The sequence below is a fragment of the Parazoarcus sp. PS-13 R2A genome (assembly GCF_057621855.1).
Map to the genome: position 1 here is coordinate 336,435 of NZ_JBYEXN010000002.1, position 20,120 is coordinate 356,554.

At 64.5% G+C, this 20,120-nt stretch carries 22 protein-coding genes; 10 read left to right on the top strand and 12 right to left on the bottom strand.

The genetic code is table 11. From position 1 onward, the window contains the following. Positions 1–166 precede the first annotated feature (166 nt). A complete protein-coding gene (locus AC22G6_RS03420; protein WP_108949066.1) occupies positions 167–808 on the top strand; it encodes a TRAP transporter small permease subunit in 642 nt (213 codons plus the stop codon). A 1-nt stretch (position 809) separates the two neighbouring features. Further along, positions 810–2,342, top strand: coding sequence for a TRAP transporter large permease (locus tag AC22G6_RS03425; RefSeq protein WP_108949065.1), 1,533 nt, complete (start codon positions 810–812; stop codon positions 2,340–2,342). A gap of 131 nt (positions 2,343–2,473) precedes the next feature. Here the strand turns inward: AC22G6_RS03425 and AC22G6_RS03430 are convergent, their stop codons facing one another. From AC22G6_RS03430 to AC22G6_RS03440, 3 genes are read right to left on the bottom strand one after another with little or no spacing between them, the layout of a single operon-like run. After that, the gene (locus AC22G6_RS03430; protein ID WP_108949064.1) at positions 2,474–2,983 is read right to left on the bottom strand and encodes a hypothetical protein; all 510 of its coding nucleotides are present in this window, start codon (positions 2,981–2,983) and stop codon (positions 2,474–2,476) included. Continuing rightward, complete coding sequence (locus tag AC22G6_RS03435; RefSeq protein ID WP_108949063.1) at positions 2,980–3,417, bottom strand: DNA polymerase III subunit chi; 438 nt, start codon at positions 3,415–3,417, stop codon at positions 2,980–2,982. The genes AC22G6_RS03430 and AC22G6_RS03435 overlap by 4 nt, the downstream gene beginning before the upstream one ends. Positions 3,418–3,422: 5 nt before the next feature. Next, entirely contained in the window at positions 3,423–4,925 is a 1,503-nt protein-coding gene (locus AC22G6_RS03440; RefSeq protein ID WP_108949062.1) for a leucyl aminopeptidase, read from the bottom strand. A gap of 123 nt (positions 4,926–5,048) precedes the next feature. Here AC22G6_RS03440 and lptF point away from each other — a divergent pair, with 123 nt between their 5' ends. Continuing rightward, a complete protein-coding gene (gene lptF / locus AC22G6_RS03445) occupies positions 5,049–6,128 on the top strand; it encodes an LPS export ABC transporter permease LptF (protein WP_108949061.1) in 1,080 nt (359 codons plus the stop codon). Continuing rightward, the gene (lptG, locus tag AC22G6_RS03450; protein WP_108949060.1) at positions 6,125–7,201 is read left to right on the top strand and encodes an LPS export ABC transporter permease LptG; all 1,077 of its coding nucleotides are present in this window, start codon (positions 6,125–6,127) and stop codon (positions 7,199–7,201) included. The genes lptF and lptG overlap by 4 nt, the downstream gene beginning before the upstream one ends. Before the next feature lie 164 nt (positions 7,202–7,365). On the opposite strand, the gene rplS is transcribed toward lptG, so the two are convergent. The 4 genes from rplS to rpsP form a co-directional block, all read right to left on the bottom strand. Continuing rightward, positions 7,366–7,758, bottom strand: a complete 393-nt coding sequence (gene rplS, locus AC22G6_RS03455) for a 50S ribosomal protein L19 (RefSeq protein ID WP_108949059.1) — start codon at positions 7,756–7,758, stop codon at positions 7,366–7,368. Positions 7,759–7,844: 86 nt separating this feature from the next. Next, on the bottom strand, positions 7,845–8,639 hold the full coding sequence (gene trmD, locus AC22G6_RS03460) for a tRNA (guanosine(37)-N1)-methyltransferase TrmD (protein WP_487365680.1): 795 nt from the start codon (positions 8,637–8,639) through the stop codon (positions 7,845–7,847). Beyond that, a complete protein-coding gene (gene rimM / locus AC22G6_RS03465) occupies positions 8,639–9,145 on the bottom strand; it encodes a ribosome maturation factor RimM (protein WP_487365628.1) in 507 nt (168 codons plus the stop codon). Before rimM ends, trmD begins: the two co-directional genes overlap by 1 nt. 19 nt (positions 9,146–9,164) lie before the next feature. Further along, positions 9,165–9,413, bottom strand: coding sequence for a 30S ribosomal protein S16 (gene rpsP / locus AC22G6_RS03470; protein WP_108949057.1), 249 nt, complete (start codon positions 9,411–9,413; stop codon positions 9,165–9,167). A gap of 198 nt (positions 9,414–9,611) precedes the next feature. Between rpsP and AC22G6_RS03475 the strand changes: the two genes are divergently transcribed. Then, entirely contained in the window at positions 9,612–11,135 is a 1,524-nt protein-coding gene (locus AC22G6_RS03475; RefSeq protein WP_487365629.1) for a hypothetical protein, read from the top strand. A gap of 25 nt (positions 11,136–11,160) precedes the next feature. Here the strand turns inward: AC22G6_RS03475 and AC22G6_RS03480 are convergent, their stop codons facing one another. Beyond that, a complete protein-coding gene (locus AC22G6_RS03480; protein WP_487365630.1) occupies positions 11,161–12,375 on the bottom strand; it encodes a YihY family inner membrane protein in 1,215 nt (404 codons plus the stop codon). A gap of 70 nt (positions 12,376–12,445) precedes the next feature. Between AC22G6_RS03480 and wrbA the strand changes: the two genes are divergently transcribed. Beyond that, positions 12,446–13,045 (top strand): NAD(P)H:quinone oxidoreductase, encoded by a 600-nt coding sequence (gene wrbA / locus AC22G6_RS03485; protein ID WP_487365631.1) that lies wholly within the window; start codon positions 12,446–12,448, stop codon positions 13,043–13,045. Next, positions 13,042–13,395, top strand: coding sequence for a DUF2069 domain-containing protein (locus tag AC22G6_RS03490; protein ID WP_108949053.1), 354 nt, complete (start codon positions 13,042–13,044; stop codon positions 13,393–13,395). The genes wrbA and AC22G6_RS03490 overlap by 4 nt, the downstream gene beginning before the upstream one ends. 24 nt (positions 13,396–13,419) lie before the next feature. Here AC22G6_RS03490 and AC22G6_RS03495 read toward each other — a convergent pair whose 3' ends face one another. The 4 genes from AC22G6_RS03495 to AC22G6_RS03510 all read right to left on the bottom strand — a co-directional run bounded on the left by AC22G6_RS03495 (position 13,420) and on the right by AC22G6_RS03510 (position 17,543). Then, positions 13,420–14,955, bottom strand: a complete 1,536-nt coding sequence (locus AC22G6_RS03495; RefSeq protein ID WP_108949052.1) for a 2-isopropylmalate synthase — start codon at positions 14,953–14,955, stop codon at positions 13,420–13,422. Positions 14,956–15,248: 293 nt separating this feature from the next. Beyond that, positions 15,249–16,571, bottom strand: coding sequence for a ferredoxin reductase family protein (locus AC22G6_RS03500; protein WP_487365632.1), 1,323 nt, complete (start codon positions 16,569–16,571; stop codon positions 15,249–15,251). Positions 16,572–16,612: 41 nt separating this feature from the next. After that, on the bottom strand, positions 16,613–17,107 hold the full coding sequence (locus AC22G6_RS03505; RefSeq protein ID WP_108949050.1) for a diheme cytochrome c: 495 nt from the start codon (positions 17,105–17,107) through the stop codon (positions 16,613–16,615). Between the two features lie 16 nt (positions 17,108–17,123). Further along, complete coding sequence (locus AC22G6_RS03510) at positions 17,124–17,543, bottom strand: DUF1924 domain-containing protein (protein WP_108949049.1); 420 nt, start codon at positions 17,541–17,543, stop codon at positions 17,124–17,126. A 187-nt stretch (positions 17,544–17,730) separates the two neighbouring features. On the opposite strand from AC22G6_RS03510, the gene AC22G6_RS03515 reads away from it, so the two are divergent. The 3 genes from AC22G6_RS03515 to AC22G6_RS03525 are packed head-to-tail and all read left to right on the top strand — an operon-like array spanning position 17,731 to position 20,119. After that, the gene (locus AC22G6_RS03515; RefSeq protein WP_108949048.1) at positions 17,731–18,093 is read left to right on the top strand and encodes a PepSY domain-containing protein; all 363 of its coding nucleotides are present in this window, start codon (positions 17,731–17,733) and stop codon (positions 18,091–18,093) included. Then, a complete protein-coding gene (locus tag AC22G6_RS03520) occupies positions 18,093–18,755 on the top strand; it encodes a response regulator transcription factor (RefSeq protein ID WP_108949047.1) in 663 nt (220 codons plus the stop codon). Before AC22G6_RS03515 ends, AC22G6_RS03520 begins: the two co-directional genes overlap by 1 nt. Further along, positions 18,752–20,119 (top strand): sensor histidine kinase, encoded by a 1,368-nt coding sequence (locus tag AC22G6_RS03525; protein ID WP_108949046.1) that lies wholly within the window; start codon positions 18,752–18,754, stop codon positions 20,117–20,119. Before AC22G6_RS03520 ends, AC22G6_RS03525 begins: the two co-directional genes overlap by 4 nt. The last annotated feature ends 1 nt before the right edge of the window (position 20,120 follow it).

Genomic DNA, 20,120 nt, shown 5'->3' on the forward strand with positions numbered 1-20,120 from the left:
CGGTCTTGAACGTGGTTGTGCGCCCGGATCGCGTCATGGCGCGATCCGGGCGCACAACCGCAGCGTGCCCGCGGCGACGGGGCACGGCGCTGCCGGCAACTGATCTTTTTCCGGATCGAACCTGTCTGCGGACGGGGGTGGTCCGGCTTATTTCCCGGAGTACGCGATGAGTGACCTGCAGGGCTTTGGCTTTGTCATGCCCCATTGGGCCTACTGGGGCTGGCTGGCAGTGATGCCGCTGATCCTGATCGTGCTTGCGCAACGGCAGGGGGTGCTGCCCGCGGTCAAGCATGAGGCGACTGCGACCACCTTTGAAAGAGTGGTCGACTGGCTGAGCGACCGCAGCGGGACCTTCGTCGCGCTGTGGAGCGTGAACGCGGTGCTCGCCTACACCTACGAGGTGCTCATGCGCTACGCCTTCAATCAGCCCACGATCTGGGTGCATGAGTCCAGTTATCTGCTGTTCGGCATGCAGTACGCGCTCGCCGGCGCCTACGGCCTGCTGCATGGCTCGCACGTGCGGGTGGATGTGATCTACACCAAGCTGTCGAGGCGGGCGCGAGGCGCGGTCGATGTGGTGACCTCGGTGTTCTTCTTTGCCTTCGTGCTGGTGATGATCTCCACCGGATGGCGCTTCTTTTCCGACAGCTACAACCAGGGGGAGCGTTCGCTGGAAACCTGGCAGGTGCAGTACTGGCCGGTCAAGGCCGCGCTGCTGCTTGGGGCCATCCTGATCCTGCTGGCAGGGATCTCGCACCTGATCAAGGACATCCGCAGATTTGAAACGGCCTGCCGGGAGCACCACTGACATGCAGACCACCAATTCGAACGGCTCCGCTGCCAACCACACCGGTTTTCGCTTTGCTGTCTATGGCGGGGCCTTGCTGCTCGCCGCAATCATGGCGATCGAAGCGGTAAACATCGCGTTCTACGATCCCTGGGGGGACGACTACTTCCTGTTCCGCATGCAGGGCGTGCTGGCCAACGTGGAAATGAGTGCGCTCACCTGGATCATGTTCGGCTCGCTCTTCGTGCTGCTGATGGCCGGACTGCCGCTGGCCTTCGTTGCCGGCGGTCTCGGCGTGGTGTTTCTGTACCTGGTCGGTGACTCGGCGATGCTGAACATGGTGCCGAGCCGCATCTTTCCGATGATGACCAACCCCGATCTGGCGGCGATTCCACTCTTCATCTTCATGGCGACGATGCTCGAACGCGCGGGCCTGATCGAGGAGATGTTCGACGCCGTCTATCAGTGGATGGGTGGCCTGCGCGGCGGGCTTGCAGTGGCCACCATCCTCGCATCCACCATTCTTGCCGCGATGGTCGGCGTGGTGGGGGCGGCGATCGTCACCATGGGCATCATTGCGCTGCCGGCAATGCTCAAGCGTCACTATGACGAGCAGATCGCGCTGGGCTCGATCATGGCGGGCGGCGCACTCGGGGTGCTCATCCCGCCGTCCATTCTCGCCATTCTTTACGCGGTGGTGGCGCAGCAGTCGGTTGGCGAGCTGTATGCGGGCAGCGTGGTGCCGGGCCTGATGCTGGCGGGACTGTATGTCGCCTACGTGCTGATCCGTTCCTTGCTCAATCCGGCGGTCGGTCCGGCCGTTCCGGTAGAGGAGCGTCTCAGCCTGGGGGCCAAGCTCATCCTGCTGCGCGGCCTGATTGCGCCCATTCTGCTGGTCATCATCGTGCTGGGGCTGCTGTTTACCGGTGTCGCCACGCCGGTGGAGGCTGCCGGCCTCGGTTCTTTCGGTGCCATGATCGTGGCGCTGATTCACGGCCGTCTCACGCTCGACGGCCTGTTCGGTGCGAGTCTGGCAACGGCCAAGGCGACCGTGATGGTGTTGTGGATCATCTTCGGCGCGTCGATCTTTGTCGGGCTCTACATCCTCAAGGGCGGACAGTCCTTCATTACCGACAGCCTGCTCGGTACCGGACTCTCGCCCTACGGCATCCTCTTCCTGATGATGTTCCTGCTGGTCATCCTCGGCATGTTCCTCGACTGGGTCGGCATCCTGCTGCTGGCTGTGCCCATCTTCGTGCCGATCGTGAAGAGTCTGGCCTTCGACGGGCTGTTCGGCATGCCCGGACCGACGCCGGACCAGGTGCTGGTGTGGTTCGGGGTGCTGTATCTGGTCAACATGCAGATGAGTTTTCTCAGTCCGCCATTCGGCTATGCGCTGTTCTACATCCGCGGGGTTGCGCCGGCCACGATCAGCATGGCAACGATCTTCAAGTCGTCGCTGGTGTTCCTGGCCATCCAGGTGCTGGCGCTGGTGCTGGTGGTGGTGTTCCCGGCGCTGGCGACCTGGCTGCCCGGGCTGCTCTATGGTTCCTGAGCGCGGCAGGGCGTGGCCGGTGCAGACCGGCGCGGCGTAAACGATCAAAGGGCCCGGCGGATGATCGTCGGGCCCTTTGTGCATCGTGGCGGTCATCCTGTGCCGGCGGAGGCTGCCGGTGCTCGGGCGGTCTAGCGCTCGATGTCGTCCAGACGGCTCGCGATATGCGCCGAAAGGGTCGGGAGCAGGGTTGCGCGCAGGTGGGCGAGAGTCTCGATTCGCAGTCGCTCGTTGAGCTTGTCGAGTTCACGGGACAGCAGTTGCGGGAGCTCGTTGCTCAGCCAGGTTTCCACTTCGTGCGCGATCAGGGTGTCGATTTCAACCAGATGTTCGACGAGCACGGCACGGTCCTGGATGCTCAGGCCCGCCTGATTCGCGGCCGCTGCGGGTGCGGGCGACGGGGTGTTCTGCTGCAGTTGCGCCACTTCACTGAGCAGCGGGATGTTTTCGTCAAAGTCGAGGACGACATCGGTAAGGATGGGCAGTTCGTCGCCGTCATCGGGGGTCTCGGCCGGCATGGCTGCGGGCGGGGCGTTGGTGGCGTGGTGACGGCGCAGCAGCGCATCGGCTTTGCCGATCAGGCTGTCGGCCAGCTCCAGTTCGGCGTCGGAGTTCTCGTCCCGGGGTGACCACGCGTTCATAGGGCTGACCTGCTTTCGGCGTCGAAGGCTTTGAGTGGGACCTGGCTGGCCTTGTACTGCTGCCAGCGTGTTCGTGCGGGCAGTTTGTCCGCCTCGCTCTGGCCGACGATTTCGACCACGGTGCGGAACTGCTCGAAACCCGGCGGAATGTCGTCGGCAAGGTTGAACAGCAGGTCGCCATGGGGCCAGGGGCGGGTGCTGTCAGCAGTGCCGATCACGATCGGCGTCTCCGCTGCGAGCGGGGATTCAAGCAGCACATGTGGAATGAACGAGAGCGGTACAGCCGTCCACAGATGCTGGTCGAGGCGGCGTGCGTGGGCGAAATCGGCCACGCGGATGGCGACCTGCCTGCCACCCGCATGTGCATTTGCGGCCAGCTCGCAGGTGAGCGCGAGCCGGTCCGGCGTGTTGTGATAAAACTGTACCCGCGTCACCGCGTTCAGTCCGCCGTGCCCTCGGCACGCCTCATCAGGAACTCGGTCAGCAAGGGCACTGGCCGTCCGGTTGCACCCTTCGCGTCACCCGACACCCAGGCTGTTCCGGCAATGTCCAGGTGTGCCCACTTGTAGGCCTTGGTGAAGCGCGACAGGAAGCAGGCCGCAGTGATGGTGCCGCCGTAACGTCCGCCAATGTTTCCCATGTCTGCAAAGTTGCTCTTGAGCAGATCCTGGTATTCCTCCCACAACGGCATCTGCCACGCGCGGTCGCCGGAGTCGTTGCTGCACTTGATCAGTTCGGCGGCAAGGTCGTCGTCGTTGGCGAGCAGTCCGGAGGGGATCTTGCCCAGCGCGACAACGCAGGCACCGGTCAGCGTGGCGACGTCGATGACGCAGTCCGGCTTGAAGCGCTCGGCGTAGGTGAGGGCGTCGCACAGGATGAGCCGGCCTTCGGCGTCCGTGTTCAGGATCTCGATGGTCTGGCCCGACATCGACGTGACCACATCGCCCGGGCGGGTCGCGGTGCCGCTGGGCATGTTCTCGGTGGCTGGCACGATTACGGTGACGTTGATCGGCAGGGCCATGCGTGCAATGGCCTTGATGCTGCCGATCACGCTGGCTGCGCCGCACATGTCGTATTTCATTTCGTCCATCTCGGCACCGGGCTTGAGCGAGATGCCGCCGGAGTCGAAGGTGACGCCCTTGCCGACCAGCACGACGGGTTTGGCCTTGGCCTTGCCGCCCTTGTAGTGCATGACGATGAGCTTGGGTGGCAGCTCGGAGCCCTTTGCGACCGAGAGCAGCGAGCCCATGCCGAGCTTTTCCATGTCGGCACGGTCGAGCACATCGACGTCGAGCTTGAACTGCTTGCCGAGCGCCTTGGCGGTGTCCGCGAGATAGGCGGGGGTGCACACGTTGCCCGGCAGGTTGCCGAGGTCCTTGGCCAGCGCCATGCCTTCTGCCACGGCCTGCCCGCGGCGCACGGCGGTTTCGAGCTCAGCATTGACCTTGCAGTCGATGGTGAGGGTGATCTTGCGCGCACCGCGCTCTTTCTTACTGTCCTTGCCGCCCGCCTTGGGTGCGTCGAAACGGTAGGCACCGTCGGCGATGATGCGGCTGGCCTGCTGCAGGCACCATGCCTGCGAACGCGCGCCCGGTGCCGTGTCGGCGAGGGTGATTGCGGCGTCCTTGGCGGGGCTGGCCGACAGTGCCTTGGCGACGCTGGCGAGGGCATCGCGATAGGCTTTGTCGCTGAAGTCCTCTTTCTTGCCCAGACTCACCAGGAGTACGCGGTCGGCGGTCGTGCCCGGCAGGTCGTGAAGTGTCATGGAGGCGCCGGCCTTGTCCTCGAGGTCGCCGCGCTTGATCAGTTGTGACAGCTTGCCTTTGCTGGCCTTGTCGAGGGTCTGCGCAGAGGCGGTCAGGGTGCCGCCGGCGAACACGCCGACAACGAGCACGCCGGTCCGGACTTTCTCCGGGCTGACGGTCTTTATGGTAAATTCCACGAGCTTACTCCTGTGTACGACGCGTCCTTGGGTCTGTTGCCGATTATGGCCCGTTCCCGACAAGCCCGTCAAAAGCAGCTGAACACCCTCCCCAAAAACGCTTACTGGTCCAGACTTGGTGCGATGATCTTCCGCCGCGCCCTTCAGCGGGAATTTTCCTACGCCGCAGCGGCTGTATTTGTCGCCCTGTTCGCGATTCTCATCACCACCGTGCTGATCCGGCTTCTCGGTCAGGCCGCGGGTGGCAGCGTGCCCGCGGACGCCGTGGCGGCACTGATCGGCTTCGGCGCCCTGAGCGAGCTTCCGGTTGTGCTCACGCTCACGCTCTTCATTGCGGTGCTGCTCTCGCTGTCGCGCGGCTATCGTGATTCCGAAATGGTGGTGTGGTTTGCATCCGGCGTGCCGCTGACGGCCTGGATCTCGCCCGTGCTGCGCTTTGCGGTGCCGCTGGTGCTGGTCATTGCCGGGGTGACGCTCTTCCTCGGCCCGTGGGCGCAGCTCAAGAACGCCGAGTACCGCGAGCGTCTCGACAGTCGCGACGATACGACCCGTGTGGCCCCGGGCGTGTTTCGCGAGTCGTCAGGCGCCCGCCGGGTGTTTTTCGTCGAGGTGGGTGCCGGCGAGGACGGGCGGGTGCGCAACGTCTTCGTCAGCGAAGAGAACAAGGGCAAGCTGACGGTCATTGCCGCTGCAGAAGGCTTCATGCACAACGATGACGACGGCAACCGCTACGTGATTCTCGAGAAGGGCCGGCGCTACGATGGCACGCCGGGTACGCCCGAGTACCGGGTCATGACTTTCGAGCGCTATCAGGTGCAGATCGAATCCAGGCAGATGGCAGCTGCGCCGGCCAAGACCCGGACCCGCCCCACCTTGCAGCTGCTGCAGAACCCGGATGACCGCAATCTGGCCGAACTGGCGGGCCGCATCGGCATTCCGCTCGCAGCCCTGTTGCTGGCGCTGCTCGCGATTCCCCTGTCCTTCGTCAACCCGCGTGCCGGTCGTACCAACAACCTGCTGCTGGCCCTGTTTACCTATCTGATCTACAGCAATGCGATCACCGTCTGCCAGGCCTGGGTGTCGCAGGGGCGTCTGCGTTTCGAGCTCGCCTTGCTGTTGCCGCACCTTGCCGTCCTGGCGCTGGTGGCATTCATGTTCTACCGCCGGCTGGTGGTGACTCCTTTCTGGCGGTCGCGCTCATGAGCAGGATTCTGACCCGATACCTTGCGCGCGAGATCTATGGCGCCACGGCGATGGTGCTGGTTGCCTTTCTCGGCCTGTTCGCCTTTTTCGATTTCGTAAACGAGCTCGATAGCGTCGGCAAGGACGGCTACATGCTGCATCACGCCATGATCTACGTGGCGATGATCCTGCCGGGGCGGGTGTATGAGCTGCTCCCGGTGGCGGTGCTGATCGGCTCGCTTTACGCGCTGACCACGCTCGCCCGCCATTCCGAGATTACCGTGATGCGCGCGTCGGGTCTGTCGACGTGGCGGATGCTGCGGGTGCTGGGGCTGATCGGAAGCGTGTTCGTGGTGCTGACCTTCGTCTTCGGTGAGTACATTGCCCCGCCCGCCGAGAGCGCTGCCCAGCAGTGGCGGCTGACCGCGACTAACTCGACGGTGTCGCAGCAGCTGCGCTCAGGCCTGTGGGTCAAGGACGGGCGTCTTGTGGTCAATGTGCGCACGCTGCAGCCCGATCGCACGATGGAGAAGGTGCGTGTCTATACCTTCGATGACAACACCGCGCTGGCTTCGATCAGCGAGGCCGAGCGGGGCGAGTACACCCAGGACGGATTCTGGCGCCTGACCGGTGTGGTGCAGACCAACTTCCGTGCCGACCGCACCGACGTCGAAACCCTGCCCGAGTTCATCTGGCACTCGGAGCTGACGCCAGAAGTGCTCAGCGTGCTGATGGTGGTTCCGGAACGGATGTCGGTCGGCAATCTGTGGGCCTTCATTCGACATCTGCGCGACAACCAGCAAAGCGCCGAGCGCTACGAGATTGCGCTGTGGAAGAAGCTCATCTATCCGTTTGCCGCGCTGGTGATGATTGCACTGGCGCTGCCTTTCGCCTTCACCCACGATCGCATGGGCGGGGTCAGCGTCAAGGTCTTCCTTGGCGTCATGCTTGGCGTTGGCTTCCACCTGCTGAACGGGCTGTTCTCGAATCTTGGCGTGATCAACGCCTGGTCGCCCGCGATGGCGGCATTGACCCCGAGCATGCTGTTCCTGCTCGCAGCGGCCGTGATGCTCTACATGGTCGAGCGCCGCTGAGGTCTCAGGCCCGTCGCTCGGGACCGTCGCGCCGGGCCGTGGCGAGCTGGCAGGCGGTGGCGGTGCGGTCCTTTGCGGGGCCGCTCACGCGTGCCGGGTACGCAGCGCAGACATAAAAAAACGGACCCGAGGGTCCGTTTTCTGTACGATTCCGAGACTGGCAATCAGCCTTGCTGCTTCTTCGCTGCCGCCGACTTGTAGTCCAGCTTTTCCTTGATCCGTGCCGACTTGCCCGAGCGCTGGCGCAGGTAGTACAGCTTGGCGCGACGTACGTCACCGCGGCGCTTCACCTCGATCGAGGCGACCAGCGGGGAGTAGGTCTGGAACGTACGCTCGACACCCTCGCCGGAGGAGATCTTGCGGACGATGAAGGCAGAGTTGAGACCGCGGTTGCGCTTTGCGATCACGACGCCTTCATAAGCCTGAAGGCGCTCGCGCGTGCCTTCCTTGACCTTCACCTGCACAACCACGGTGTCACCCGGGGCAAATGAGGGGAACGTCTTGCCTTCGGAAAGGCGGGCGACTTCTTCCTGTTCGAGTTGCTGAATCAGGTTCATGTGTTTGACTCCATCTCGTCTAATGGCCTTTGGCCTGGCATGCAGAGCAGGTCGCCACCTGATGCATGCGGTTTGTCATCGAAGCGTCAGCCGGCAGCGCCGTCTTTCGCCTCAGTTTGCTCCCGCTTGAATTCCTCAAGCAGGCGCAATTCTTCCTTGGTCATCGCTCTGTCGGCGAGCAGTTCCGGGCGGCGCAACCAGGTGCGTCCGAGCGACTGCTTCAAGCGCCAGCGGCGGATCAAGGCATGGTTGCCGGACAGCAGTACGTCCGGCACCCGTTCATTCTCATATACTTCCGGCCGCGTATAGTGCGGACAGTCCAGCAAGCCATCGGCGAAGGAGTCCTCCACCGCCGAATCGGCATCGTTCAGTGCGCCAGGCAGTTGTCGCACGATGGCATCGAGCAGCACCATCGCGGGCAGTTCGCCGCCCGAAAGGACAAAGTCGCCAAGCGAGACTTCTTCATCCACGCAACGGTCGATCACACGCTGATCGACACCTTCGTATCGCCCGCACAGCAGGATCAGTCCTGGCGCCTGTGCGAGTTCCATCACTCGTTCGTGCTGCAGCGTGCGGCCTTGCGGTGACAGATAGATCACCGGTCCGGCACTGCCCACCGCGTCCCGCTGCTGCTGCCGGGCCTGTGCGATGCTCTGCTCCAGAGGAGAGGGCATCATGACCATTCCCGGGCCGCCGCCATAAGGCCTGTCGTCCACCGTGCGATGTGCGTCGGTGGCGAAATCGCGCGGGCTGTGAAAGGCGATCCGGTAAAGATCGCGGCCCAGCGCCCGACGGGTAATGCCGCTGCCGGTGAGGGCTGCGAACATTTCCGGGAACAGGGTGATCACGTCATAGCGGCGCGGATCGCCGTATGCCTGAATCACCAATCTTTTTCCCAGGCAACCCGGATTTTCCGGCCTGCCAGGTCTACATCGAGGACATAGGCGGCAACAAAGGGCACGAGCCGTTCGTTGTCTCCGTCCTGAATCTGCAGCACGTCGTGGGCACCGGTAGAGATCAGTCCGCTGACGGTGCCCAGGGCCTCGCCGGCTTCATTGCTCACTTCCAGACCGACCAGATCGCCCCAGTAGTATTCATCGGCAGCAGGCTTCGGCAGGGCCTCACGGGGCGCGCCGATGTACCAGCCTTCGATGGCTTCTGCAGCGTTGCGGTCGGGTACGCCTTCGAGCGTCGCAACCAGGCCCTTGCCATGGGCACGGCAGCCGCGCAATTCGCGCTGCGACCATGCTTCTGCAGGGGCGTCGGGATCGTTCGAAACCCACCAGTTCGGCATGTTCCGCCACGTGAGCGGATCATCACCGAAAGGGTGGATCTTGAGCCAGCCCTGAACGCCGAAAGGGGCGACAATGCGCCCCAGTACGATCATGCTTGAAGCGTCCTGAAAATCAGGCAGCCTTGGCGGACTGCTTCACCAGACGGGCAACCGTCGGGGAAAGCTGGGCGCCGTTTTGCTCCCAGTAGGCCAGGCGCTCGGTATTGATGACCAGCGCGTTTTCGGCGCCGGAAGCAACCGGATTGTAGAAACCGACGCGCTCGATAAAGCGACCGTCACGACGGTTACGCGAATCGGCAGCAACGATGTTGTAGAACGGGCGCTTTTTGGCGCCACCACGGGCAAGGCGAATGACGACCATCTGAGTATCCTGAGATCGGTAGAGACGAAAAGCGCACGATTGTAGGGTACATAGGGTTTTTCGGCAAGGTGCTTGTGTATTTTTCAGGGTTTGCCGGACTCATGTGCGACGGCAATGTGCTCGCCCTGAGTGTACAGGGCGGTGCGCCGTTCCAAAGTTGAATAGAATGGTAAGCCACTTAATCCATAGCGACAGTCGATGTCAGAGCCCGATCAACTCTCCGCAACCCACGAAGCCGCGCTGACCTGGCTGAACGGCGAGCCAGATGACGACCCGGTTGCGGACCTCGCTGCCCTGCGGCACCACGAACCCGCGGCGGGCGACAGCGCGCTCACGGTGGCGCAGCGCGAGGAATTGCTCGGGCTGCTGCGGGTACGCGCAAAGGACATCTGTGGACGTTTCCGGCCACGCCTGCTCACTGCGAGCCTGCCGCTGAGCCGGGAGATCCACCGCACTGCAATGGCGCTGATCGACAGCCTGCTCGCCATCTCCGATCACTACCGGGGTCTGGCGGCGGAACTGCAGCGGCGCTGGTTGTGGGCGCGCAGGCAGGAGCTGGTCGATCTGAGTGCGCAGGCGCTCGAGCTCATCGGCGAGGCCTGCATTCTTGGCAGCATGGCTGGCGCGGTGGTGCCGTTTGGCTTGTGGCAGCATGCACATGTGTTGTGGCTTGCAGCCGGCATGCGCGAACAGCTGGCGGGTGGCGCAGGCGCTGACGCGGGGGTGGCTGCACTGTGTGTGCAGTACCGGCGTGTGATGACCATTGCGGTGAGCCAGCCCGAGAGCCTCACTGCGCGTGAATTGCAATGGCTCTTCGATTATCTCGATACGGCAGCGTGCGACGCAGATCTATCGACCGAGCCGCTGCAGCCGGAAACCACGTCCTACTGGATCGACCTGGCGCAGGACAATCCGCCGATACCGATCGTGCGGCACAAACCGCAGGGTGGGCGCGACATCATCTACTTCAGCCCGCAGGGGATCTGCCGCCGCGTCAGTCAGCAGGTTGCGTGGCTGGAGGAGCGGGTTCTCGAGGCCGAGGTCGTCGGGCTCGAGCGCGACGGTGAACTGCTCGATCCGGAAACGTCCGGTCTCCCCGAGGGGCTGACGCCGGTCGAGGTGCTTTCGCTGCTGCGTCGTCTGCGCGACCGCTGGGCCACACCGCCGCAGCGGGCGCAGCCTCGGCGCAAGCATCAGTACTCGGTGCAGGTCTGTGCCGGTCTGAAGGCGATCTGGGATATCGGTCGTGGCACCGGCGCCGAGGTGGCGGAGTGGATGGTGTTCAACGAGAGCCCCGGGGGGTATGCCATCCTGTGCGTGGGTGGCGTCGATTCCGCGCTGTCGGCGGGCATGCTGCTGGCACTGCGTCGCGAATCCACGCTGGGCTGGTCAGTCTGCGTGGTGCGCTGGATTCGCAGCGACAACCCGGATCAGGTCGAGCTCGGCCTGCAGGTGATCTCCCAGGGCTTCAGTGCGGTTCAGGTGGGCTTCCGTGGCAGCGATGTGCGCAAGATGACGCCGGCGCTGATGCTGCCCCCCCTGGCGGCCGTCAGGCAGCACCAGGCGCTGGTGGCGCCGGCCGGGACCTATGTGTCGCGACGTTTTGCGCTGGTCAACGACGGCGAGCACCTTTATGTCGCGCAGGGGCGGGTGCTTGGGCTGGATATGCAGACGGCCAGCATCGAACTCTTCCGCTACGAAATCGACCCCTATCCGATCTGAGTGGCGCGCAGGCCCTGTGCGCCACTCAGTCCGGCGCGCCGGACTGCGGTGACTGGAGCAGGCTGGCAATGGTTTCGCCTTCCATCCGCATGCTGCGCCCGAGGCGCTGTGCAAGGGCCGAGACGCTGCCTTCCGACGCAGCCTGCCAGGCGAGATCGTCGAGGGCAAAGCGGCGGATGACCTCGCTAAGCGGAATGCGCTCTGGCGCCTGGGTCAGCACCCATTCGCCACTTTCGGCGCGTGTCGTCCATCCGGTTTCGCCAAGTTTTCCGAGCAAGGTCTCGGCCTCGGGTTCGGACAGTCCGGTGTGTGCGCGGAGCTGGGTAAACGGTGTCGTCCGGCCGTCCTGCTGGGCGCGGGCGAGTTCGAGCAGCACGCTGACCGCAGCCCAGGCCTCGCTGCCGGGAAAGCAGGGGGAGTGCAGGCGTCGCTCCAGAAAGGCGGGCAGGGTGGCCGTCACCAGGGCGCCAAGCAGGATCACGATCCACGACAGGTAGAGCCACACCAGAAAGATCGGCAGCACGGCAAACGCCCCGTAGATCAGCGTGTAGGTGGGGAACTGGGCGAGGAACATGCCGAAGGCCCGCTGCATCAGGAAGAATACGACCGCAGCCGAAACCCCTCCGGTAATTGCGTGCAGCGGGCGGATCGGGTGATTGGGTACCGCGTAGTAGAGAAAGCTGAACAGGGCCCCCAGCAGCAGCGGTGGCAGCGTGCGTGCCGCGAGCTCGCTGATCCAGGGCAGATGGGCGGACCACTCCATTGAAGAGCTGACCAGGTAACCGGTGGCGAAGACGCTGCCGCCCAGAATGGCTGGGCCGAGGGTGAGCATGAACCAGTAGACGGTGATTCGCAGCAGCATCGGGCGCGGTTTGCGCACGCCCCAGATGTGGTTGAACACGCGCTCGATCGTGGCCAGCAGCATCAGCGCCGTCACCGCGAGCAGGCCGGTGCCGATCAGCGTCATGCGGGCGGCCTTCTGCGAAAACTGGATCGCGTAGGTGGTGATGATCTTGCCTGCACGGTCTGGCAGCAGGTTCTCGAGCAGGAAGATCTTGAGCGAGATGCCCAGCTGATCCATGCCCGGCAGGTTGCTGAACACCGAAAGCGTGACCGTGATCAGCGGCACCAGGGCAAGCAGGGTGGTGAAGGCCAGGCTGCTTGCAACCTGCGGGCAGCGGGTCGCATTGAAGCGCGCCGAGAAGAGCTCGGCGAAATCGCGGAGTGACTGCAGCGACATGTGGATTGAGCGGACGGGGCCGGCAGGGAGGGCAGGTATAATCCGCGCATTCTATCCACTTCGGTTCGTCATGCAGGAAATCCTCGTGCTGTATTACAGCCACCGCGGCTCGGTTCGCGCGCTGGCCGAGCAGATCGTCCGTGGTATCCATCAGGTTCCCGGCGTTGCAGCGCGTGTGCGCACGGTGCCCAAGGTGTCGGCCGTGTGTGAGGCGGTGGAGGCGGACATTCCCGCCGACGGCCCGCCCTATGTCGAGGCGCGCGATCTCGAAGAGTGCATCGGGCTGGCGCTCGGCAGTCCGACCCGCTTCGGCAACATGGCGGCGCCGGTAAAGTATTTCGTGGATGGCCTTGCGGGCGCATGGGTCAATGGCACGCTCGCCGGCAAGCCCGCCTGCGTGTTCTCATCGAGCGCGAGCCAGCACGGCGGCCAGGAATCCACGCTGCTGTCCATGATGCTGCCGCTGATGCATCACGGCATGGTGCTGGTGGGGCTGCCTTACACTGAGCCCGCGCTCAACGCGACGCGCAGCGGAGGGACGCCCTACGGTGTCACCCACGTCGCCGGTGCGGACGGGTTGTCGCAGCTGAGTGAGGAGGAAATCGTGCTGGCGCAGGCTCAGGGGCGTCGCCTTGCGGAGATTGCATTGAAGCTGGGAGGTGCGCGATGAGCCCACGTCTGCTGTCGTTGATATCGAGCGTGGCGCTGCTGTCGCTGATCGTACTGTGCGTGCTGTGGGAGGTGTGGCTCGCGCCCCTGCGTCCGGGCGGTTCGTGGATGATGCTCAAGGTCCTGCCGCTGATGCTTGCCGTATTCGGCATCCTGCGTGGCAAGCGTTATACCTACCAGTGGATGTCGATGCTGGTGCTGCTCTACCTCACCGAGGGCGTGCTGCGTACCAACGATGCCGGGCTCAGCGGCACGCTGGCCTATATCGAGGTGGCGCTGTCCATCGTGCTGTTTCTCAGCACCATGTTCTACGCACGCAACACGGCGCCGTCGCGCCAGCCGCAGGACTGAGCCTGCAACTGGCGCGGGCCTGGCTCATACCTGCGGATTGAGCTTCTCGCTGCCGGCGTGCAGTTTGTTGAGCGCGTTCAGATAGGCTTTCGCCGAGGCGACGATGATGTCGGTGTCTGAGCCCTGTCCATTGACGATGCGCCCGTCGCGCGCGAGACGCACGGTCACTTCGCCCTGGGCATCGGTGCCGGTGGTGATGGCGTTCACCGAGTACAGCAGCAGTTCGGTGCCGCTGGCTGCCACCGATTCGATCGCCTTGAAGGCGGCGTCGACCGGGCCTGAGCCGCTCGACTTGCTGTGGGTTTCACGGCCGCCTGCGGTCAGGGTGATCTCGGCCAGCGGCGTCTCGCCCGTCTCGGAGTGGAAGCGGGTGGATACCAGGCGGTAGTGCTCGAACTCGGGGGTGATCGCCTCGTCGCTGGCGAGTGCGTGCAGATCCTGGTCGAAGATCTCATGCTTCTTGTCCGCCAGTTCCTTGAAGCGGGCAAAGGCGAGGTTGAGCTGCTCTTCGGAGCCAATCTCGATACCGAGTTCCAGCAGGCGGGCGCGGAAGGCGTTGCGCCCCGAGTGCTTGCCGAGCACGAGCTTGTTTGCGCCCCAGCCCACATCTTCGGCGCGCATGATCTCATAGGTTTCGCGGTGCTTGAGCACGCCGTCCTGGTGAATGCCGGATTCGTGCGCGAAGGCGTTTGCGCCGACGATGGCCTTGTTCGGCTGCACCGGGTAGCCGGTGATCTGCGACACCAGGCGCGACGCGGGCACGATCTGGGTGGTGTCGATGCGGGACTCGACCGGAAACACGTCGGCCCGGGTACGCACGGCCATGACGATTTCTTCGAGCGAGGCGTTGCCTGCACGCTCGCCGAGGCCGTTGATGGTGCATTCCACCTGACGCGCACCGGCCATCACTGCAGCCAGTGAGTTGGATACCGCAAGGCCGAGGTCGTTGTGGCAGTGCACCGACCAGATCACCTTGTCCGAGTTCGGCACGCGCTCGATCAGCGTGCGGATGGTGGCGGCGTATTGCTCGGGGACGTTGTAGCCGACGGTGTCGGGCACGTTGATGGTCTTTGCGCCGGCCTTGATCACCGCGTCGAAGATCCGCACCAGGAAGTCGATGTCCGAACGGCCTGCGTCTTCGGCAGAGAATTCGACGTCGTCGGTATATTCGCGCGCCCAGCCGATCGCCTTCACCGCCTGCTCCACCACCTGGTCCGGCGTCATGCGCAGCTTCTTCTCCATGTGGATCGGACTGGTGGCGATGAAGGTATGGATGCGGCCGCGGGCGGCGGGGCGGATGGCTTCGCCCGAGCGGCGGATATCGTTCTCGTTGGCGCGTGCCAGCGAGCACACGGTGGATTCCTTGATCGCCTCGGCAATGGTACGCACGGCTTCGAAGTCACCGTTCGAGGCCGCAGCAAAGCCGGCCTCGATCACGTCAACCCGCATGCGCTCGAGTTGCCGGGCAATGCGCAGCTTTTCGTCGCGGGTCATCGACGCGCCCGGGCTTTGTTCGCCATCGCGCAAGGTGGTATCGAAAATGATCAAGGCGTCTTTCATGGTCGGCTCCGGCTAAGGTCTGATTGCGTATACGGCTCGACTGCCTGCATGGGTGCGCGGGCAGTGGGGTGTGGCACGAAGGGAGGGGGGAATGTATTCAGCGCGCGGGGCGCAGCAGTCGGGCGTGCAGCAGCACACCCGCCGGCAGGAGGCGAAGCGACAGGGAGAGGAGGTCGCGTTCGGGTTTCATGTGCCGCACTATAAGGCAGCGATTTGCGTCATGGCAAGTCGCAGCGCATGGGCGGGTGCGATCATCGCCTTCGATCGCGCCCGCCCACGCGGTTTCGGCCTTGTCAGCGCATCTCGAATGCTTCCTGATGAAAACGTACACCTCGCATCCCGAGGCGGGAGATGCCCGTGCGCAGGGCATCTCCGAATGCGCGCGGACCGCAGAACCAGAGCTCGGTGTGCTTTGCCGCGCCGTGCTGCCGCTGCAGCCATTCGGCGTTCACCACCGGGTCGCGGTCGGTGCTGACGACATGCAGCCTGACCGATGCGAGGCCCGCGCACAGCGATTCCAGACGGCTGACGAAGGGATCGTCGTCACGGCATCGGGTGCTGTAGTAGAGGTCGACTTCGGGCGCACTGTCGGACATGTTCTGCAGCGATTCGAGCCAGGCGATGAAAGGCGTGATGCCAATGCCACCCGCAATCCAGATCTGCGCTGCCTTGCGTGACGCGCGGCGGAAGTCGAAGCGGCCGTAAGGGCCTTCGACCTGAACCGACTGTCCGGCCCGTAGCTTTCGCTCCAGACCACGGGTGTAGTCGCCCAGCGCCTTGATCTTGAAATGGACATGATGATCGCCACGGTCGGCGCTGGCGATGGTGAAGGGGTGGGCGCCCTCGATGGCATCGAAGGTCACGAATGCAAACTGTCCGGCGCGATGACCTTTCCATTGCGGGTCCAGCAGGCAGTCGATTTCGCAGATGCCATCAGCCGTGGCATGCACCGACTCGATGGTACCGGCGACGCGCCGGCGTCTGCCGATGCGCCCTGTCAGCGACACCACGCTCGCCGCAACGCCCATCGTGATGAGCACTGCGAGCATCCACCCGACCGGTTGCGACCACCACACCGTGGGTGCAAGAAAGGCGACATGGATTGCCAGCATCAGGTAGAGCACCGGCATCACGTGATGCAGGTAACGCCACAGATGGTAGGGAAACTTGCGCCACAGGGTGATGAGCAGCATGGCCAGCAAGGCATAGATGGCCCACTCGCCGAGGTCCTCGCCGACATCCTGCATCATGGCGAGAAAGCCGCCGTCGTGGTTTCCGGGGATCCGGCCTGCGCGGCCGAAGACGGCCTTGATCACGTCGTCCGCCATCTCGATCAGCCAGTGCGCAGCGGCGAAGAGCACGGCGAGGATGCCTGCCCATTTGTGGATACGATAGATGCGGTCCATGCCGCCCAGCGGTGCTTCAAGCCAGGCAGGGCGCGTTGCCAGCACCATGATCAGCGACATGAGCGCGAAGGACCACAGGCCTGTGAGATAAAGCGCCTGCTGCCGGAACGCCCAGGGCAGCGCGGTACCGGCTGGCGCCGCTTCGACGAGCAAGGCGCCGAACCACGCGAGTGTGACGGTGCAGAGGAAGGGGAGCAGAACGCGTTTCATGGGTATTGTCCTGGAGAACGAAGCGTCATGACCGGAGGCGATCAGTCGTCATCGAAGTAGCCGCGGGCAGCGCCCTCGTGGCAGGCGGCGCAGTTGGCTTTCGATTTAACCTTCGGGTCGGCCCACTCGGCCGCGCGGATCTTGCGGTGCTCGCGCTTCCAGCGCGGGAGGTCGGTGATGCGCAGCGGAGCTGCGCCGGGGGCGAGGTCGCGCAGCAGTTTGCCGCTGAAGCGAAGCCCGCTGCTGTCGCCCGCATTGGCGGTCAGATAGCGGGTGATGATGTCGGCGCTTGCAGCGTCGACGCTCGCGTCGTCGCCGAAATGCTGGTCGAGCTGACCCATCAGCTTGCGCCACGATGCTGCAGGCAGCATGGAGGGCGGGAATGCGAGATGGCAGCTGCCGCATTCGTCTGCAGTGGTCTTGTCTGCGACCGGCGGGAAGTAGTGCCCGCCGTCGGCAACCGCACCCGTGAGGACGAAGGCGCTGACGGCAAGAATGAGTGAGGCGGATACGAGGGGGCGGACGGGAATGTTCATGATGGTCTCCTGCGGATTACTGGCTGATCATCCAGGTGAGCCAGTCACCTTTTTCGAGCGCAGTGCACTCGCGGCCAAGGACTTCGTTGCAGTTGCGCCTGAACCATTTCTCGACCTTTGCCGGATCGGTATAGCGATCCGGGCTGACCGATACCGCGACAGGGTCGATGCGCTTTCCGGTCTGGGTCTGGCCGGGCTTGCGCGGGTCCTTGGCATGGCACGATGTGCACGCTGGGGTGTCCGGTTTGCCACCGTCATGGCGGTCGCGATAGAGCGCCTCGCCACGCGCAGCGGAGAATGCGCTGAAGCTTGCATCGGCCGTGCGCGCCTCGGCCCTGTAGCGGTTGAGGAGTTCGTCGCGCGGACCCGCCGCGGCAAGTGCGGGAACGGCGAGTGCAAGAACAAGGATGGAAAGATTGAAGCGATTGCCGGGCATGTCTGCCTCCGGTGAGCGTGACTGGGAAGATGGCGCCATGATGGGCGCCGGCGGCTGAATGCATCCTGAAGCGGACGTTCATCGCGGGTTCAGTCGGCCACGGCTATAAGTGAGAGCCATGGATGCAGGCCTCGCAACTGCCGTGTCGTTATCATTCAAGCCTCGCCCCCGAAAGGAGTCCGTCGTAATGCGTTCCTTTGCTGCACGCCTTCTTGCCCCCCTGCTTTCCATGGCAGTGCTGTGCTCAGCCGCTGTCAGCATGCCGGCACGGGCTTCCGATGCGCACGACCATGACCGGGCGCGGCGTGCGCTCGAGGCCGGGGAGGTTATCCCGCTGCGCGACATCATCGAGCGCGTGGAGCAGTCGCATCCGGGGCAGATCATCGAGATCGAGCTTGAGCGGGACGATGGGCGCTGGTTGTACGAACTGAAGCTGCTGCGTGACGACGGCAGCATGGCCAGGTTGCTCGTCGATGCGAAAGACGGCAGCGTACTGTCGGTGCGCGGACGCAGGACCGGCGACGAGCGAAGCAAGGAGGAGCGGCACTGATGCGCATTCTCGTGGTGGAAGACGAGCCGACGCTCGCCGGGCAGCTTAAGCAGGCGCTCGATGCGGCGGGCTATGCGGTTGTCACGGCTGACAACGGTGAGGATGCGCACTTTCTCGGGGCCGTGGAAACCTTCGATGCGGTTATTCTCGATCTCGGCCTGCCGCGCATGGACGGGCTCACCGTGCTGGGCAAGTGGCGCGCAGACGGGATGACCGTACCGGTGCTGATCCTGACCGCGCGCGATGGCTGGCACGAGAAGGTGGCTGGCATCGATGCGGGCGCTGACGATTACCTGACCAAGCCGTTTCACATGGAAGAGCTGCTCGCCCGGATGCGGGCCCTGATCCGGCGGGCGGGCGGGCATGCGAGCGCGAGCCTTGCGTGCGGTCCGGTTGTACTCGATACGCGTGCCGGCAGGGTCAGCCTGAACGGTCAGCCGGTGAGCCTGACGAGTCATGAGTTCAGGGTGCTTGCCTATCTGATGCATCACCAGGGTGAGGTCGTGTCGCGCACCGATCTGAATGAGCACATCTATGCGCAGGACTACGACCGCGACTCCAACACCATCGAAGTGTTCATCGGGCGGCTGCGCAAGAAGCTGCCGGCCGGCCTGATCGAGACCGTTCGCGGACTGGGCTATCGGCTCGTGACGCCGGAATGAAACAGGCGCTGCCGCGTGTCGGTTCGCTGCGGTTCCGGCTGCTTGCCGGCAGCCTTGTATGGATCCTGGCAGCGCTCACGCTGTCGGGTTTCTTTCTCGCTGATCTCTTCCGCGAGCATGTTGCTGCCCGTCTGCATGCAGAGTTGCGGGTTCAGCTCGACCAGCTCACCGCCAATGTCGAGTTCGGCGAGGATCTGCGTCCCAGGCTCCTGTCTGCGTTGAGCGATCCGCGCCTGCAGAAGCCGTACTCTGGACTCTACTGGCAGGTCGACGGGGAGGGCGCCCACGGTATCGGACACCTGCGCTCACGCTCGCTGTGGGACACGGTGCTCACCGTGCCGGCCGACCGCCTTGATGACGGCCAGGTGCACATCCACCGCATCGGCGGTCCGGACGGCGCCACGCTGGTCATGATGGAGCGTGTGGTCAGGCTGGCGGACCACCCCGGTCTGCCCCTGCGCCTCATCGTGGCGGTCGATGAGCAGACGATGGAAGGCCCGGTGCGCGAATTCGTCGGCCTGCTCGTGCTGGCCTTGTGCATTCTGGCCGCCGGTCTGGCTGCGGCGGTCTTCATTCAGGTGTGGGCAGGCCTGGCACCGCTGCGGCGTCTGCGCCGCGGTCTCGCCGACGTTCGGGACGGGCGCAGCCGCGCGCTGGAGGGGCGGTTCCCGGATGAGGTGCGTCCGCTGGTCGATGAATTCAATGCGGTGCTGGGGCGCGACGCAGAGGTGGTCATGCGTGCGCGCACGCAGGCGGGCAACCTCGCGCATGCGGTCAAGACCCCGTTGGCCATTCTTGCGAATGCGGCGGCAGCGGAGGACAGCGCCCTTGCACGCCTCGTTGCTGAACAGGTCGGTGCCGCACGTCGCCAGGTGGATTACCACCTCGCCCGCGCCCGCGCCGCTGCTGCGGTGCAGGTGCCCGGGGTGCGCACCCCCTTGCGACGGGCGCTCGAGGCGCTGCTCAGGGTCATGCAGCGCCTGCATCCGGATCGGGTGCTGTCGGTCGAGTGGCGTGGTGCGGCAGGCGATGCGGTGTTCCGTGGCGAGGAACAGGATCTGCAGGAAATGCTCGGCAATCTGCTCGACAACGCGTGCAAATGGGCCGCATCACGGGTCGACGTCAAGGTGTCGGTGAGCGGGCAGGGGCTCGTCGTCAGTATCGACGACGACGGTCCCGGTCTGGCGCCGGAGGTCAGGGAGGCGGTGTTCGAGCGTGGCGTGCGCACCGACGAGCTGGTGCCGGGGTCCGGCCTTGGTCTGGGCATCGTGAATGATCTCGCCCGCCTGTACGGCGGGTCCGTCGTGCTCGAAGCATCGCCCGGCGGCGGGCTGCGCGCGGTCCTGAGCCTGCCCGCCGGATGAG

Coding starts and splice junctions, on each gene's coding strand:
- AC22G6_RS03420 (WP_108949066.1), top strand. CDS start 167: ATGAGTGACCTGCAGGGCTTTGGCTTTGTCATGCCCCATTGGGCCTAC.
- AC22G6_RS03425 (WP_108949065.1), top strand. CDS start 810: ATGCAGACCACCAATTCGAACGGCTCCGCTGCCAACCACACCGGTTTT.
- AC22G6_RS03430 (WP_108949064.1), bottom strand. CDS start 2,983: ATGAACGCGTGGTCACCCCGGGACGAGAACTCCGACGCCGAACTGGAG.
- lptF (WP_108949061.1), top strand. CDS start 5,049: ATGATCTTCCGCCGCGCCCTTCAGCGGGAATTTTCCTACGCCGCAGCG.
- lptG (WP_108949060.1), top strand. CDS start 6,125: ATGAGCAGGATTCTGACCCGATACCTTGCGCGCGAGATCTATGGCGCC.
- rplS (WP_108949059.1), bottom strand. CDS start 7,758: ATGAACCTGATTCAGCAACTCGAACAGGAAGAAGTCGCCCGCCTTTCC.
- rimM (WP_487365628.1), bottom strand. CDS start 9,145: ATGATCGTACTGGGGCGCATTGTCGCCCCTTTCGGCGTTCAGGGCTGG.
- rpsP (WP_108949057.1), bottom strand. CDS start 9,413: ATGGTCGTCATTCGCCTTGCCCGTGGTGGCGCCAAAAAGCGCCCGTTC.
- AC22G6_RS03475 (WP_487365629.1), top strand. CDS start 9,612: ATGTCAGAGCCCGATCAACTCTCCGCAACCCACGAAGCCGCGCTGACC.
- AC22G6_RS03480 (WP_487365630.1), bottom strand. CDS start 12,375: ATGTCGCTGCAGTCACTCCGCGATTTCGCCGAGCTCTTCTCGGCGCGC.
- wrbA (WP_487365631.1), top strand. CDS start 12,446: ATGCAGGAAATCCTCGTGCTGTATTACAGCCACCGCGGCTCGGTTCGC.
- AC22G6_RS03490 (WP_108949053.1), top strand. CDS start 13,042: ATGAGCCCACGTCTGCTGTCGTTGATATCGAGCGTGGCGCTGCTGTCG.
- AC22G6_RS03495 (WP_108949052.1), bottom strand. CDS start 14,955: ATGAAAGACGCCTTGATCATTTTCGATACCACCTTGCGCGATGGCGAA.
- AC22G6_RS03500 (WP_487365632.1), bottom strand. CDS start 16,571: ATGAAACGCGTTCTGCTCCCCTTCCTCTGCACCGTCACACTCGCGTGG.
- AC22G6_RS03505 (WP_108949050.1), bottom strand. CDS start 17,107: ATGAACATTCCCGTCCGCCCCCTCGTATCCGCCTCACTCATTCTTGCC.
- AC22G6_RS03510 (WP_108949049.1), bottom strand. CDS start 17,543: ATGCCCGGCAATCGCTTCAATCTTTCCATCCTTGTTCTTGCACTCGCC.
- AC22G6_RS03515 (WP_108949048.1), top strand. CDS start 17,731: ATGCGTTCCTTTGCTGCACGCCTTCTTGCCCCCCTGCTTTCCATGGCA.
- AC22G6_RS03520 (WP_108949047.1), top strand. CDS start 18,093: ATGCGCATTCTCGTGGTGGAAGACGAGCCGACGCTCGCCGGGCAGCTT.
- AC22G6_RS03525 (WP_108949046.1), top strand. CDS start 18,752: ATGAAACAGGCGCTGCCGCGTGTCGGTTCGCTGCGGTTCCGGCTGCTT.